The following is a 14,331-nucleotide window of genomic DNA, read 5'->3' on the forward strand; positions in this document are numbered from 1 at the left end:
TCACATGGACGGGTTGTTAAATTTATGGCAAGCAACGGGCCTTGCCAACTTTACCGTGCCAGCTCTAGTCATGATGGCGGTGGGCTGTGGTTTACTTTACCTTGCTATAGCAAAAGGGTTTGAACCTTTACTCCTTGTGCCAATTGGCTTTGGTGCAATCTTAACGAATATTCCAGTTGCAGGCTTAGCAGAGCCTGGTGGCTTGTTGTATTACGTTTATTATATCGGTATTGATAGTGGTGTTTTTCCGCTGTTGATATTTATGGGCGTGGGCGCGATGACAGACTTTAGTGCACTAATTGCAAACCCACGTATGTTATTACTGGGTGCTGCAGCGCAGTTTGGTATTTTCGCGACACTATTCGGCGCTATTGCGCTGAATTTTGTGCCGGGCTTTGAGTTTACCCTACAGGATGCCTCTGCAATTGCCATCATTGGTGGTGCGGATGGCCCAACGGCAATTTTCTTAGCATCAAAGCTCGCACCTGAACTTCTGGGCGCGATTGCAGTAGCTGCGTACTCTTATATGGCATTAGTACCAATCATTCAGCCACCGATCATGCGTGCACTAACGTCTGAAGAAGATAGAAAGATTGAAATGCCACAATTACGCCATGTGACTAAGCGTGAGAAAATAATCTTCCCGCTTGCGGTACTTGGTTTAGCGATTATGTTCTTACCGTCAGCATCTCCGCTGGTTGGTATGTTCTGTTTAGGTAACTTAATGCGTGAGTGCGGTGTTGTCGACAGGTTAAGCAATACAGCACAAAATGAGCTTATCAATATCGTGACTATTTTCTTAGGTTTAGCTGTGGGCTCTAAATTATCCGCGTCAGAATTCTTAACGGTTGAGACGTTAGGTATTTTAGTGCTTGGTGCTTTGGCTTTCTCAATTGGTACAGCGTCGGGTGTTTTCATGGCGAAAATTATGAATAAGTTCTCGAAACACCCAATTAACCCATTGGTCGGTGCGGCAGGGGTATCTGCGGTTCCAATGGCGGCGCGAGTAGTGAACAAAGTGGGCTTAGAGAATAACCCGCATAACTTCTTGTTAATGCATGCTATGGGACCAAATGTAGCGGGTGTACTTGGTAGTGCAGTTGCTGCGGGCATTTTATTAGCTCTTGTAGGGTGATCTCTAACTTAATATAAATTTCTTCCAACCTAAATGCGCAGCTTCTGGCTGCGCTTTTTTTTGTTCTGGGTTTTTACACCAAACCTCAAAATTGATTGCTTAATTAAGAGAGTTGGTATTATTAAAATATTCCTAAAATACTAGTTTTTTTAACAATTCTTTACTTTCTCTGTATTTGCTGTTTGTTTATCGGACATCATTAAAGGTATAATTATTCTTTTGGCAAAAAGCACTTCGTGCTTTTCGTCTATCATTTGTTTTCTATGTTAAAAAAGGAATAGCATGGCTAACTGGACAAAGTTAGGGCTAATTTCTTCGGCGGTTTTTGCTAGCCTCGCAGCACATAGTGCTGACTCACAAAGGGTTACGAGTAAGAACCAAGCTGAGGTTAAAGCTCTCATATCAGCTCAATCTACTTTATCAACAAACCATACTTATTTTGCCCCAATTACGAATCATGGTGTAAAACAACTAAAAACAAGTCACCAGCGTATGCAGCAATATGTGCTTGATACGCCTATTTGGGGTCAACAATTAAGTATTCAAAGCACCTCGCAACATGTTTCAGGTTTTTATGCTGCTAACTTAGACGTAAAACAGCTAAAACAATTTCAAACTCAAACTTCTAGTGCGAATGATTTTGCTCACGTAATTCTAAAAAAAGCAAAACTTGATGCTAATACAGCTTATGAGATTCATAAAGTTAAGCGCTATGTATATTTAGAGAATGGAAGTGCTGTTTTTGCACAATTAGTGCAACTGGAAATTGAGTTGCCAAATGAAGTACTTAAACCTACTGCTTTGATTACAGAGCATAACAATAAAGTTGTAAAATATTGGGATGATATTCACCACGTTGAGGCTACAGGTCCTGGCGGCAATGAAAAGATGGGCCGCATAGAGTTTGGCGATGACTCGCCAGCTATGCAAGTGACACAAGATGGTGATACATGTTACTTAGAAAATGATAAGGTAAAAACAGTTTCTTTAGAGTCTGACTCTAATAATACTGAAGCATTTTCATTCCCATGTAGTCGCAATACGCATAAAGAAGTTAATGGTGCCTATTCCCCATTAAATGAAGCTCATGCTTATGGCACAGCTGTATTCGATATGTATAACGATTGGTATGGTACGGCTCCGTTAACGTTCCAATTACTAATGCGTGTTCACTATGGTAATAGCTACGAAAATGCCTTTTGGGATGGCAGGGCAATGACATTTGGTGATGGCGCTAATAGATTCCATCCTCTTACTTCTCTTGATATTGTCTCTCATGAAGTTAGTCACGGCTTTACTCAGCAAAATTCTAACTTGATTTACAATGAGCAATCAGGTGGCATTAATGAAGCTTTCTCAGATATGGCTGGTGAAGCTGCCGAGTTTTTCCTCAGAGGCCAGAATGATTGGTTATCAGGTGCTGATATCGCTAAAGAAGGTGAGGCACTAAGGTTTTTTGAAACCCCTTCTCTAGATGGTGTATCAATCGATCATGCTGACGATTATTACGGCGGTATCGATGTGCACTACAGCAGCGGTGTGTTCAACCGAGCGTTTTATCTTCTTTCTAACACAGAAGGCTGGGATACCCGCAAAGCATTCGACATCATGGTTAAAGCGAATCAGCAGTACTGGGTGCAAAGTACCGACTTTGTTGATGGTGCATGTGGTGCAATTAACTCTGCTATCGATTTAGGTTATGGCATTTATGATGTTATAGCTGCTTTTGAGCAAGTTGGAGTGAGCTGTGACAATATTCGCTTTGTCGATAACGATGAAGATGGGATGGATGACAACTGGGAAATTGCTTATGGTTTGAACCCAGAAGATTCATCAGATGCTGCGCTTGATTTAGACGAAGACAACTTAACCAACCTGCAAGAGTACCAGTTTGGTTCTTATCCTAATAACACAGATAGTGATGATGATGGTTTATTAGATGGTGAAGAGGTTAACCAGTATAATACCTCACCTGCTAACTCTGATTCTGATTCTGATAAGATGCCTGATGGTTGGGAGGTTCTCCATAGCCTAGATCCTACTTCAGCGATAGATGCCAATGGCGATGCTGATGAGGATGGGTTCAGTAATGTGATTGAGTTTTTCCAAAGCACAGACCCGAATGATCCAACGTCTTTCCCTGAAGGTCCAATTGAACATTACTTTAACTTTGAAGATGGTTTAGTACCAGCTGGATTTACTCACTCAGATAGCAACTCGCCTTGGTTTGTTAGTGAAGTTGATGGTAGGAAAGTGCTAACCAATAATGATATTGGTGATGATCAACGAACAAAGACTAAATTTGAATTTGTTTCTGAGCAAGCTTTCGTTACCTTTGATTATAAACTAGATACCGAAGCGTGTTGTGACTTCTTAAAAGTTTACATCGATGGTCAGGAGGTGCTGAGCGTAGCAGGTCAAGAGGGCTGGTTTAATTTCACTGAATCAATCTCCGTGGGCGCTCATGAAATTGAATTTGAATTCACGAAAGACGGTAGCGTAAGTACTGAAGCCGATGCGGTTTATATCGATAACCTTTATATTGGTAGCACGCTCCCAGATTCTGACCAAGATGGCATGCCTGATTTTTGGGAAGAGCGTTTTGGACTGAACCCGAATGATGCCTCAGATGCTGAAACAGACACTGATAATGATGGTTTATCTAATCTAAACGAGTTCTTAAATTCAACCAACCCAAGTTTAAATGATACTGACAATGACGGAATGCCTGATGGTTGGGAAGTACAGTATGGTCTAGCACCTACAAATCCTGAAGATGCAGCTTTAGACGCTGATAATGATGGCTTCAGTAATTTAGATGAGTATAGAGTGGGTACTGCGCCAAATGATTCAGAATCAGTTCCAGAGCCAATAGATATTACGACCTCTTTTGAAGCTAATACGTTACCAGATTGGATGAAAACACCAGATACTTCTGATGCAGCTTGGATTATCGATGGGGATATGACGTCAGACGGCCAGCAAAGTATCCGTTCAGGTGTTATTACCGACTCTCAAAATAGTGCTTTTGAGATTTCAGGTGCATTTGAACAAGGCCATTTATTGTTTGAATTTTATCAAGATAGAGAACAGTGTTGTGATAACTTGGTAATTAATATAAACGACCAAGAAGTTTATCGTTCGAGTAATGAACAGAACCAACAGTGGCTATCTCGAAGTATCAGTATACCTGCTGGTATCAATAACATTAAATTTATTTATGACAAAGATGGCTCTGTATCATCCGGTGAAGACCTGATCCGTTTAGATAATTTTGTGTGGTTAGCAAATAACAGTACTCGTGACACTGACAATGATGGTTTACCTGATGTATGGGAGCTAGAGTATGGATTAGATTGGAATGACGCAGCTGATGCGCAGACCGATTCAGATTTCGATGGCTTGACTGCGTTACAAGAGTTCCAAGCTCAGACTAGCCCAATTAATTCAGATACAGATTCAGACTTATTACCTGATGGTTTTGAAGTAAGTAATGCATTAAACCCGCTTGATAGTAATGATGCAGCGTTAGATTCAGATAATGACAGCTACACCAATCTTCAAGAATTCTATGCTAACAGCGATGTTAACTCGTCAGTTTCTATACCTCGTGAAATTACTCAGCTAAATGAAGATTTTGAGGGTAACGAATTACCTGAATGGTTTGTACAAACTGTGGATTCAACGACAACTTGGCAGTTGTCTACAGATTGGCATCAATCAGGTAATCAAAGTATAAAAGTAAATCAAAACAACAACAGTAATAGTGAACAGGTTGCAGGTTTTGCAATTGCTGGAGAGTTTGAAGCTGGTTTGATGGTGTTTGATACTAATGGTGGGAATCTACGAGTCTATTTAAATGATCTGCTAGTCAAAGACTTTTATTCTTATCAAGAAATGATGAGTGCGATTCCGCTCACAAATGGTTTTAATGTAATTCGGTTTGTAGGTGACAGTAACACGTTTATTGATGACATCACGTTCGGTATAGAGATACCAGCAGACAGGGATTCTGATAACGATGGTATCCCAGACCTTTGGGAACTAGAATATGGATTGAACCCTAGAGATAGCTACGATGCAAGTCGCGACGTCGACTATGATGGTTTGACCAATATTCAAGAATACAGCTTAAATGCTGATCCAACATCTAGCGATACAGATAATGATGGTGTTCATGATAGTGAAGACTCACACCCTAACGATGCTTCTCAAGGTGAGAATCAGGCTCCAGTATTTGGGGATTTAAGTGAGCAAACAATAGAAGCACTAGGTAAGCAAACATGGATTACAGATGTTTATAGTCCTGAAGTAACAGACAACGGTCATCTAGAGCCTAATGTCTATTTGGTGAGTAGTGATTACTTAGAGTTGGGGTCGCATCAAGTTACTTGGCGTGCTCGTGATAATGTAGGTAATGAAACAGAAGACCATGTTCAAACAATTACTATTGTGGACACCACTGCACCAGAGTATAGGTCACGCCTGTCTGAAGTAGTTGTTACAACTCATGAACAGCTAGCAGCTTTAATGCTTGAACGTAATGTATTTTACGACAGCGTAGACCATAACGATGTATCAATTAGTATTGACTCAAGTGTTAGCTTACATGCAGGCAATCGTCGTATACCAGTGTCAGTATCTGATAAAAGTGGAAACTCTGTGACTCACTTAGTCGAAGTTCAGGTATTACCTGAATTAAGAATCCCTAAAGTATTAGTGATTGCGAAGGAAGGTGAAATGAGTCTACCGCTAATTCTTGATGGTGAAACGCCTTTAGGTTCAATTCGATTGGAACTAGAAGCCGATGGGAACTATCTTGGCTATTATTATCTAAATTCTAATGAGCTAAAAGTTTCGCCTCAAGTTAGAATTGAATCTGAGCTGTTACTTAATGGAACAAGTATCAAGATAAGTGATGTTCGAGGCGCTTATTTAGTTGACCATGATACGTCATTGTTGACTGTTCAGGCGGAACAATATGCACCAAGTGTCACAGCAAGTATCATGTTTAATCAAGTTCCAACATCTGTTTTAGAGTCAAATAAAACTTATGCTGAGCTAAGATTTGCTGTTGAAGATTTAAATGTTAGTGATGAACATACGGTAGAGATCAGTTCTGAATTTTCATCAGGCTATCTGAGTTATGAAAATTGGAGCCGAGCTGGAGTATATAGCTTTAATCCAAGTGAGTTAGAAGTTGGAACTTATAACATCACCATTAAAGTCACAGAAACCAACACAGATTCAGCATTATCTAGCGAAATTGTTGTGCCAATCACTATCATTGCGCCATTAGAACTAACTGATGCCGATACTGACAATGATGGTATCAGTGATGCTGAAGAAGGGATAACTGACAGAGATCGTGATGGTATTGTTGACTATCTTGATGCTATTAGTAGCCCAAGTATTGCAATACTAGGTGATGACCAGTCTCTAAATGTGTTAGACATGGGCGCGCGAGTTACGTTGGGTCGAGTTAAGTCAGGCCTTACGGATGGTTTCGCAACGGATATGTCAATCACTTCTGAGATGGTTGAGCAATATAGTGAAGATAAGTTTGGTACTACTGAGCAGTTATTTGATCCTCATTATAGAGATATCAGTAAAACAGCTAACGTAACAGCTATTTTGTACGCTAATAATACAAATGCGACATTATCACTACCAAGTCAAGTAACCACGTTAATAGACACAACGCCAAAAGTAAGAGCTTTAACCTCAAATGGCTGGGTGACTTTAACTGAGATTACAACAGAGACTTCATGTGCGAATTGTTTGGTATTTAGTGTAACTGACGGCGGTGAAATGGACTTGGATGGTTCAGTTAACGGCCGAGTAGAAGTTGTTGCTAAGTTGGCAGTTGCAGATGCAAACCGTTTACCAGAGCTAGTTCTAGAAACTCCTGAAAGTATTGACGAGAACTCTTCTTTTGAACTAGATGCATCACAAAGTTTCGATTTAGACAAAGACGAAATTAGTTTCACTTGGTCCATTTCGGATACTGTGATAGGTCTAGAACCTGGAGAGTCAGGCAAAGCGACACTTACTGTAGGTGAATTATCAGAATCTATCGATACTGTATTAACTTTAGTATTGAATGATGGCTATGGTGTTGTGGAACATGAGTTTAATATAACCTTTAATCATGTTAATGCTTTGCCTGTAATTACTATGACTGACTTTATTGAGGTGAATGAGCAGACTGAAGTTACAGTCTCAGCATCGGCTTCAGATAAGGAATCAGAGTCACTAAGTTATGAGTGGACACAGAAAACTGGTGTCGTTGTTGAAATTCAAGATGCAACATCACAAACTTTAGCTTTTACAGCACCAAATGTAACTGCTGATACAGAGCTTGAGTTCGAGTTAGCGGTAAGTGATGGCACAGATATCACTAAATCTGTACTTAAAGTAAAAGTGATGAATACACAATCTGATGGCTCTACCGATAATTCTAACAGTGGCAGCAATGGTAATGAGGCTAAATCAGACGGAGGCTCAGGTGGGGGCTCTATGCCTCTTTGGCTTCTGGTTGCGAGCTTAGCTGCTGTACTTATAAGACGTCGAAGCCATGTAACGCTTCACTAATTATGTCTAAAACCCAAAAGGCCAGAGTTTTTCTGGCCTTTTTTGTTTAGCGTCACGCGTTTTAATTATAACCATATAGAAAGTTTTGTTCTGTATGTTCTTTTTCTTGCTCTTCAAGCTGCATGAGGTTTGCGACTTCTTGTTTGTAGGAACTGCTTTGCTTTACGTCTTCTTCTCGGCGCTTTTTAATAACGCCTTGGCTTTTTAATTCAGATGGCATTTGGGTGATCTCTGAAATTTTCATTTTATCTCTCCTCGAGTTGCACGCTTTGAAGTATTGATATTCTGTATAGGTTGTTCTGCAGAAGTTGTACCAAGAAAAACTTATGTAGACACTTTAAGTATTTATAGAAAAGATTTATTGATCTCGCTTGCTATTTCTTAAATTAATTGCATCAATAACGGGCAGTAACTCCTCAATTTAGTGCAAAACAACCATGACTAAGCCATATTCTCAAGCGTGTGAAAACAACAAAGACCCAATTCTAAGTAAGATAAGAAGATATTTAACGGGCAAAGAAAGAATTTTAGAAGTAGGAAGCGGTACTGGGCAGCATGCAGTGCACTTTGCAAGGCATCTTCCGAATATAAGTTGGTACACGGCAGATCAAGCCATGCATCATGAAGGGATTAACGCTTGGTTAGATGAAGCTAACTTGAGTAACTTAATTGCGCCAATAACACTAGATTTGAACCATGATTGGCCTGTGACTGAAAAGTACGATGCAATTTACACTGCTAACACGTTTCATATTGTGTCTGAGCCTTTGGTTGAAAGGTTAATCAAAGGCGCTACCAAACACAGTCAAGCGCAAAGTCATTTATTCATTTATGGGCCTTTTAACTACAATGGTCAGTTTACCAGTGAAAGTAACCAAGGCTTCGATGCCATGTTAAGGGCAAGAGACCCACAAAGTGGTATTCGAGATCAAGAATGGGTTGTATCTTTGGCAAAGAAACACGGCTTTGAATTAGTTCAAGACCACGAAATGCCTGCAAATAATAGGCTATTGGTGTTTAAACGGTAATTTAGCTTCACACTCGGTAAAGTACAGCTGTAAGGCTTGGGCTTCTCTTTCGCAATAGTCTTGTAGCGCAATTCTAAACTCTGGCCTAAACAAGGTGTGGTAAGAGTGACGCCAAACTGGCTCAAAACCTCGAGCGAGCTTATGCTCGCCTTGAGCGCCGGCATCAAAAGTGGTGATGCCTTCTTTTATCGCAAGTTCAATGCCTTGGTAATAACAGAGCTCAAAGTGAAGCGAGTCATACTGGGACTCAATTGCACCCCAGTAGCGGCCGTATAGAGTATCACCTGAAACAAAATAAAGGCTAGTGGCTACAATATCATCATCTTTGAATGCGCAGCATAAACGAACAGCATACGATAAGTTTTTTATAATCAAGGCGAAAAATTCGCGATTTAAATAGCCATTATGGCCCGAGCGCTTTAAATAAGTCAGGCGGTAACTTAAATAAAAGGCATCGAGTAAGGCATCATCAACTTCGTCACCTGAAAACCAGTGTATGGATAAATTCTGTTGTTGTACTTTTAATCGCTCTTTAGTGATCATTTTCCGCTTTCGAGCATTAAGCACTGATAGAAAGTCATTGAAGTTTTGATAGTCTTTATTTTGCCAGTGAAATTGTACATTGCGTCTTGGGATCAATGTGGTATTGCCAAAGTTTGCATGTTCAGATAAAAAGTTAAGATGGATGCCACTGAGACCATTTTCACCAAACTCAAGTAAAGTTGCTTCTATATAACTAATTAATTCAGGCGTGATGTGTTTGCAAAGAATGCGAGGACCTTGCACAGGGGTAAAAGGTACACCACACAGCCATTTAGGGTAATAATCTAGCCCATACCTTTCGTACGCTTCAGCAAATGCCCAATCAAAGACATATTCACCATAAGAGTGGTTTTTTATAAAGCCAGGTAAGATAGCCACAATATGATCGCTTTGTTTAATGACAAGGTGCTGAGGCTGCCAACCTGTTTGTTTATTTACGCATCCGCTTTTTTCTAACGCACTTAGCCAAGCATAACCGGAAAAAACATGCTCATTTGTGAGTGAGTCCCAGGTTTGTTCCGAGATATTTAAAATCGAGTCTACAAAGTCATGCTGATAGGTCATCGGGTACACAAAAAATTAAGGCTATTTTAAATGGCATGATATCAGATTTAATTTTGCCTTAAACCGCCCTTATGCTCTAAATGAAAAAGCAAGCTTAGAACTTAGCGTGCTCAATAAGTATTCAACTTTTAAACACCTGTGACTTAAGCCAATTTATCACCCGGTTTAATTGATGGATCATAACTATATTGATTTATATACAATAATATTACATGTAAGCGTATGCCTAACGCAGTGTGAGAGATCTACCTGTAATTAAAAATTAATCATTTTTTGACCTAAAATCGTTTGACTTAGCATGAGAGGGCTTTACTATGAAGACAGACAAAAATTTGTCAGTGTTTATAAATTTCCACCACGTTATTGTATGAGTCATACTTGTAGTACCGTCCTGAAGTTTTTAAGTACCGTCTAGTTTTTGCTCTATGCGCCCACAAGGGCATAGTTAATTTTAAAGATCAGGATATACATATTATGTCTAATACAGTTACTGGTACCGTTAAGTGGTTTAACGAGTCAAAAGGTTTTGGTTTCATTGCACAAGAAAATGGTCCAGATGTTTTCGCACACTTCAGCGCTATCAAAGGTGACGGTTTCCGCACTTTAGTTGAAGGTCAGAAAGTAGAGTTCACATTAGCTACAGGTCAAAAAGGCCCACAAGCTGAGAACATCACTGTACTTTAAGTGTTAATCACTTAACAAGAAAGCAAGCACTAGCTTGCTTTTTTTATGTGTGGTGCAAACTAGTGAACGAAGTTCGCGCTGTTTGCGCAAGGTGAAACGAGCAAGTTTAACCACATTAAAAACAGACACCTTATCGAAGCAAGGTTACTTTTGCGCAAGGGCGACGAGTGACCGAAACGAAGTTTCGCAGCACGAGGAGGTGAGGGTATGGATACCCGATGGACGTAGCTACATGGATGTAAAACAACACAGCATCCAAAATTTGTCATTTATAGTGCGCGCAGCAAGACTAGCGTTGAGCGTGAGGCCTTGGATGGCCGAACCGGACCCAAGCTACATGGAAGTATTACAACTCAACTCTTATCAAAACCGAAACGAAGTTTCGCAGCGCGAGGAGGTGAAGGTATGGATACCCGATGGACGTCGCTACATGGATGTAAAACAACACAGCATCCAAAATTTTTCGTTTATAGTACGCGCAGCAAGACTAGCGTTGAGCGTGAGGCCTAATCGTGCAAAATATACGTTGCGTAGCAAGGTTAGTTTTGCGCAAGGTGAATTAGGCAGTTTTAAAAAGTGCCAAGACATTTTCAGGCTACATGGATGTAAAACAACACCGAGCCTAATCCCTCAGAATTAGAACACTAGAAAGTAACTCTGGTTATAAAGCTACACCCCAACAAAGACCTCTTCATCTATAACCAAATCTATACACTCACCCCCCCAATATTCATCAAAATTATAGACACTATATCTAAAATTGTCGACAATCTTGTCGTTTCTAGGTTGACGTTCACGTAAAGCACTACTATATTGTCTACAACTTATTAAACACGGCTTTAAGATTTACTATGTCGATTTTTCAAGAAAATGCTGTAACAGCCTCAGATAAAGCGTTTTTTCGCTTAAGAAAAGAGATTGTAGAGGGTGAAATCCCAGCATCAGCAAAACTCAGTGAAACTGAGTTGTCGACAAAATATGAAGTAAGCCGTGCAGTAGTCCGAGAAGCAATTAACCGTTTAGAAAGCTGTAACTTGGTTGAGCGCAAGCCAAATGTGGGTGCACGTGTGGTGGCATTAAGCCCTGAGGGATTAATTGAACTTTACCAAGTGCGTGAGTCACTAGAAGGCATGGCAGCGCGTCTTGCTGCAACTAATATGTCTGATAACGAAGTAGCTGAGCTTAAGCTGTTACTGAATAGCCAGTCAGAAAATATCAAAACCACAGAGCGCTATTATCAAGAAGCGGGTGATTTAGATTTTCACTATCGCATTATTCTCGGCAGCAAAAATAATCATTTAATTAATATGCTGGTCAATGGTCTATATCACTTAGTGCGTATGTATCGCGTGCAGTTAGGCATGGCGGGTCCTCGTGTGAGTACCGCTTTTGATGAGCATAAACATATAGTGCAAGCAATCAGCAATCGCGACCCTGAGTTGGCCGAAATGTTGATGCGCCGACACATTATGTATTCAAAAAATAATATCGAAGCCAAGCTAAACCAGTGAGCTTCTTACACACATTTTCAGGATAACCAGAGAGATCATCAAGATGACAACAGGAACTATCAGTGCGGGTAAAAAATTCCGTGATGCATTAAAAGCCAATCAACCACTGCAGATCGTGGGCACAATTAATGCCTACAGTGCAATGATGGCGAAGAAAATCGGCCACCAAGCAATTTATTTATCAGGTGGCGGTGTTGCAAATGCCTCTTATGGTCTTCCTGATTTAGGCATGACTTCTCTAAACGACGTTATTGCTGACGTACAGCGTATTACTTCAGCATGCGATCTACCACTGATGGTTGATATCGACACAGGTTGGGGCGGTGCATTCAATATCGCAAAAACAGTACGTGATATGGAAAAAGCCGGTGCAGCAGCTGTACATATGGAAGACCAAGTTGCGCAAAAACGTTGTGGTCATCGTCCAAATAAAGAGATCGTTTCAACAGAAGAAATGGTTGACCGTATTAAAGCGGCAGTCGATGCGCGTACTGATCCTGACTTCTTCATCATGGCGCGTACAGATTCATTCGCGCAAGAAGGCTTAGAAGCCGCGATTGAGCGTGCAAAAGCTTATGTTGCCGCGGGTGCTGATGGCATTTTTGCAGAAGCCGTACAAACGGAAGAACACTACCGTGCATTTAGCGAAGCGCTAGATGTGCCAATTTTAGCGAACATCACAGAATTTGGTAAAACAGAGCTTTGGAATAAAGAAGAGCTTGGTGAGTGGGGCGTAGATATGGTGCTTTACCCATTAAGTGCATTCCGTGCAATGAACAAAGCCGCTGAACTAGTTTATCAAAGCATTTTACAAAACGGCGATCAAAAAGCTGTCATCGATACCATGCAAACTCGTATGGATCTTTATGATTACCTTGGCTATCACGACTACGAGCAGAAGCTTGATGCGTTGTTCGCCGAAGGCAAAAATAAGTAGTAGTAATTTTGAAGTGCAGGCAATGAACCTGCACTCAGCACATATCAATACCCAGCAGGTAAAAATAATTCAGGAGACAACATCATGGCAAAAGTACTAAGCGGTGCAGGCCTACGCGGACAAGTAGCGGGTAAAACAGCATTATCAACAGTAGGTAAATCAGGTTCTGGCCTAACTTACCGCGGTTACGACGTAAAAGACTTAGCTGAAAACTGTCAGTTTGAAGAAGTGGCGTACCTTATCTTAAAAGGTCACCTACCAACGCAAGCAGAGCTAGACGCATATAAAGACAAGCTACGTGCAATGCGCGGTCTGCCACAAGCCCTTAAAGATGTACTAGAGCGTATTCCAGCAGACGCACACCCAATGGATGTGTTACGTACGGGTTGTTCAATGTTAGGTAACCTTGAAGGTGAAGCGACATTTGATGAGCAAGACCAAGTAACTGATCGCATGCTAGCGGTTTTCCCAAGTATCATTTGTTACTGGTACCGTTTTAGCCATGATGGTGTGCGTATTGACGTTGAAACAGATGATGATTCAATTGGTGGTCATTTCCTTACAATGCTACACGGTGAAAAAGCCAAAGAGTTACACGAGCAAGTTATGCATGTGTCTTTAATTCTTTATGCAGAGCATGAGTTTAATGCGTCAACGTTTACAGCGCGCGTTTGTGCATCAACGCTTTCTGACATGCACTCATGTGTAACAGGTGCGATTGGTTCACTTCGTGGTCCACTACACGGTGGTGCTAACGAAGCAGCGATGGAACTGATCGAAGGCTTTACTTCACCAGATCATGCTGAAGCTGAAATGATGGGTAAACTTGAGCGTAAAGAAAAAATTATGGGCTTCGGTCACGCGATTTACTCAGAATCAGATCCTCGTAACGAAATCATCAAAGGCTGGTCTGAAAAGCTAGCAGCAGATGTGGGTGACGACGTACTTTACCCTGTATCAGTACGTTGTGAAGAAGTCATGTGGCGTGAGAAGAAGCTTTTCTGTAACGCTGATTTCTTCCATGCATCAGCTTATAACTTCATGGGTATTCCGACTAAGCTATTCACGCCTATCTTCGTAATGTCTCGCCTAACGGGTTGGGCTGCACACGTGATGGAGCAACGTGCTGACAACCGTATTATCCGTCCTTCTGCGGAATATACAGGTGAAGAGCTACGCCCTGTAACGCCAATTTCAGAGCGTTAATTTAAAGTTTGAGTGACAAAGGCCGACTTTGTCACTCGCTACCGTCACTCAAACTTAAGCCTAGAGCTTGAGTTTTACCCTATGGATTTCATATTTCACCTAGGCAGCTAAAACCTATGTAATTTGAAA

10 protein-coding genes are annotated in these 14,331 nt (G+C 40.9%); 8 read left to right on the plus strand and 2 right to left on the minus strand.

The window, feature by feature from the left end:
* Positions 1-4: 4 nt before the first annotated feature.
* Positions 5-1,135: a sodium ion-translocating decarboxylase subunit beta gene (locus PP2015_RS17840; protein WP_058031825.1), complete on the plus strand. Its 1,131-nt coding sequence runs from the start codon at positions 5-7 to the stop codon at positions 1,133-1,135.
* A gap of 282 nt (positions 1,136-1,417) precedes the next feature.
* Positions 1,418-7,729: a M4 family metallopeptidase gene (locus tag PP2015_RS17845; protein WP_058031826.1), complete on the plus strand. Its 6,312-nt coding sequence runs from the start codon at positions 1,418-1,420 to the stop codon at positions 7,727-7,729.
* Positions 7,730-7,790: 61 nt separating this feature from the next.
* Here the strand turns inward: PP2015_RS17845 and PP2015_RS17850 are convergent, their stop codons facing one another.
* Positions 7,791-7,973: a hypothetical protein gene (locus tag PP2015_RS17850; protein ID WP_058031829.1), complete on the minus strand. Its 183-nt coding sequence runs from the start codon at positions 7,971-7,973 to the stop codon at positions 7,791-7,793.
* 193 nt (positions 7,974-8,166) lie between these two features.
* Here PP2015_RS17850 and PP2015_RS17855 point away from each other — a divergent pair, with 193 nt between their 5' ends.
* Positions 8,167-8,757, plus strand: coding sequence for a DUF938 domain-containing protein (locus PP2015_RS17855; RefSeq protein ID WP_058031831.1), 591 nt, complete (start codon positions 8,167-8,169; stop codon positions 8,755-8,757).
* Here the strand turns inward: PP2015_RS17855 and PP2015_RS17860 are convergent.
* Positions 8,737-9,864 carry a GNAT family N-acetyltransferase gene (locus tag PP2015_RS17860; protein WP_058031832.1) on the minus strand — a complete coding sequence of 376 codons (1,128 nt, stop codon included), beginning with the start codon at positions 9,862-9,864 and terminating at the stop codon, positions 8,737-8,739. The two genes, PP2015_RS17855 and PP2015_RS17860, sit on opposite strands and share 21 nt — an antisense overlap.
* 474 nt (positions 9,865-10,338) lie before the next feature.
* Here PP2015_RS17860 and PP2015_RS17865 point away from each other — a divergent pair, with 474 nt between their 5' ends.
* From PP2015_RS17865 to prpC, 5 genes are all read left to right on the plus strand, one after another.
* On the plus strand, positions 10,339-10,548 hold the full coding sequence (locus PP2015_RS17865) for a cold-shock protein (protein ID WP_058031834.1): 210 nt from the start codon (positions 10,339-10,341) through the stop codon (positions 10,546-10,548).
* Between the two features lie 232 nt (positions 10,549-10,780).
* Positions 10,781-11,188, plus strand: coding sequence for a hypothetical protein (locus PP2015_RS17870; RefSeq protein ID WP_058031836.1), 408 nt, complete (start codon positions 10,781-10,783; stop codon positions 11,186-11,188).
* Positions 11,189-11,399: 211 nt separating this feature from the next.
* Entirely contained in the window at positions 11,400-12,059 is a 660-nt protein-coding gene (locus PP2015_RS17875) for a GntR family transcriptional regulator (protein WP_058031839.1), read from the plus strand.
* 58 nt (positions 12,060-12,117) lie between these two features.
* On the plus strand, positions 12,118-12,996 hold the full coding sequence (prpB, locus tag PP2015_RS17880; protein WP_058032543.1) for a methylisocitrate lyase: 879 nt from the start codon (positions 12,118-12,120) through the stop codon (positions 12,994-12,996).
* 84 nt (positions 12,997-13,080) lie between these two features.
* Positions 13,081-14,202, plus strand: coding sequence for a bifunctional 2-methylcitrate synthase/citrate synthase (gene prpC / locus PP2015_RS17885; RefSeq protein ID WP_058031841.1), 1,122 nt, complete (start codon positions 13,081-13,083; stop codon positions 14,200-14,202).
* Positions 14,203-14,331 lie beyond the last annotated feature (129 nt).

The organism is Pseudoalteromonas phenolica, assembly GCF_001444405.1.
Lineage (GTDB): Bacteria > Pseudomonadota > Gammaproteobacteria > Enterobacterales > Alteromonadaceae > Pseudoalteromonas > Pseudoalteromonas phenolica.

What these genes read in the sequence shown, in the direction of transcription:
- PP2015_RS17850 (WP_058031829.1), bottom strand. Translation starts at nt 7,973, where the DNA reads ATGAAAATTTCAGAGATCACCCAAATGCCATCTGAATTAAAAAGCCAA.
- PP2015_RS17860 (WP_058031832.1), bottom strand. Translation starts at nt 9,864, where the DNA reads ATGACCTATCAGCATGACTTTGTAGACTCGATTTTAAATATCTCGGAA.
- PP2015_RS17875 (WP_058031839.1), top strand. Translation starts at nt 11,400, where the DNA reads ATGTCGATTTTTCAAGAAAATGCTGTAACAGCCTCAGATAAAGCGTTT.
- PP2015_RS17840 (WP_058031825.1), top strand. Translation starts at nt 5, where the DNA reads ATGGACGGGTTGTTAAATTTATGGCAAGCAACGGGCCTTGCCAACTTT.
- prpC (WP_058031841.1), top strand. Translation starts at nt 13,081, where the DNA reads ATGGCAAAAGTACTAAGCGGTGCAGGCCTACGCGGACAAGTAGCGGGT.
- PP2015_RS17855 (WP_058031831.1), top strand. Translation starts at nt 8,167, where the DNA reads ATGACTAAGCCATATTCTCAAGCGTGTGAAAACAACAAAGACCCAATT.
- PP2015_RS17865 (WP_058031834.1), top strand. Translation starts at nt 10,339, where the DNA reads ATGTCTAATACAGTTACTGGTACCGTTAAGTGGTTTAACGAGTCAAAA.
- PP2015_RS17845 (WP_058031826.1), top strand. Translation starts at nt 1,418, where the DNA reads ATGGCTAACTGGACAAAGTTAGGGCTAATTTCTTCGGCGGTTTTTGCT.
- PP2015_RS17870 (WP_058031836.1), top strand. Translation starts at nt 10,781, where the DNA reads ATGGATGTAAAACAACACAGCATCCAAAATTTGTCATTTATAGTGCGC.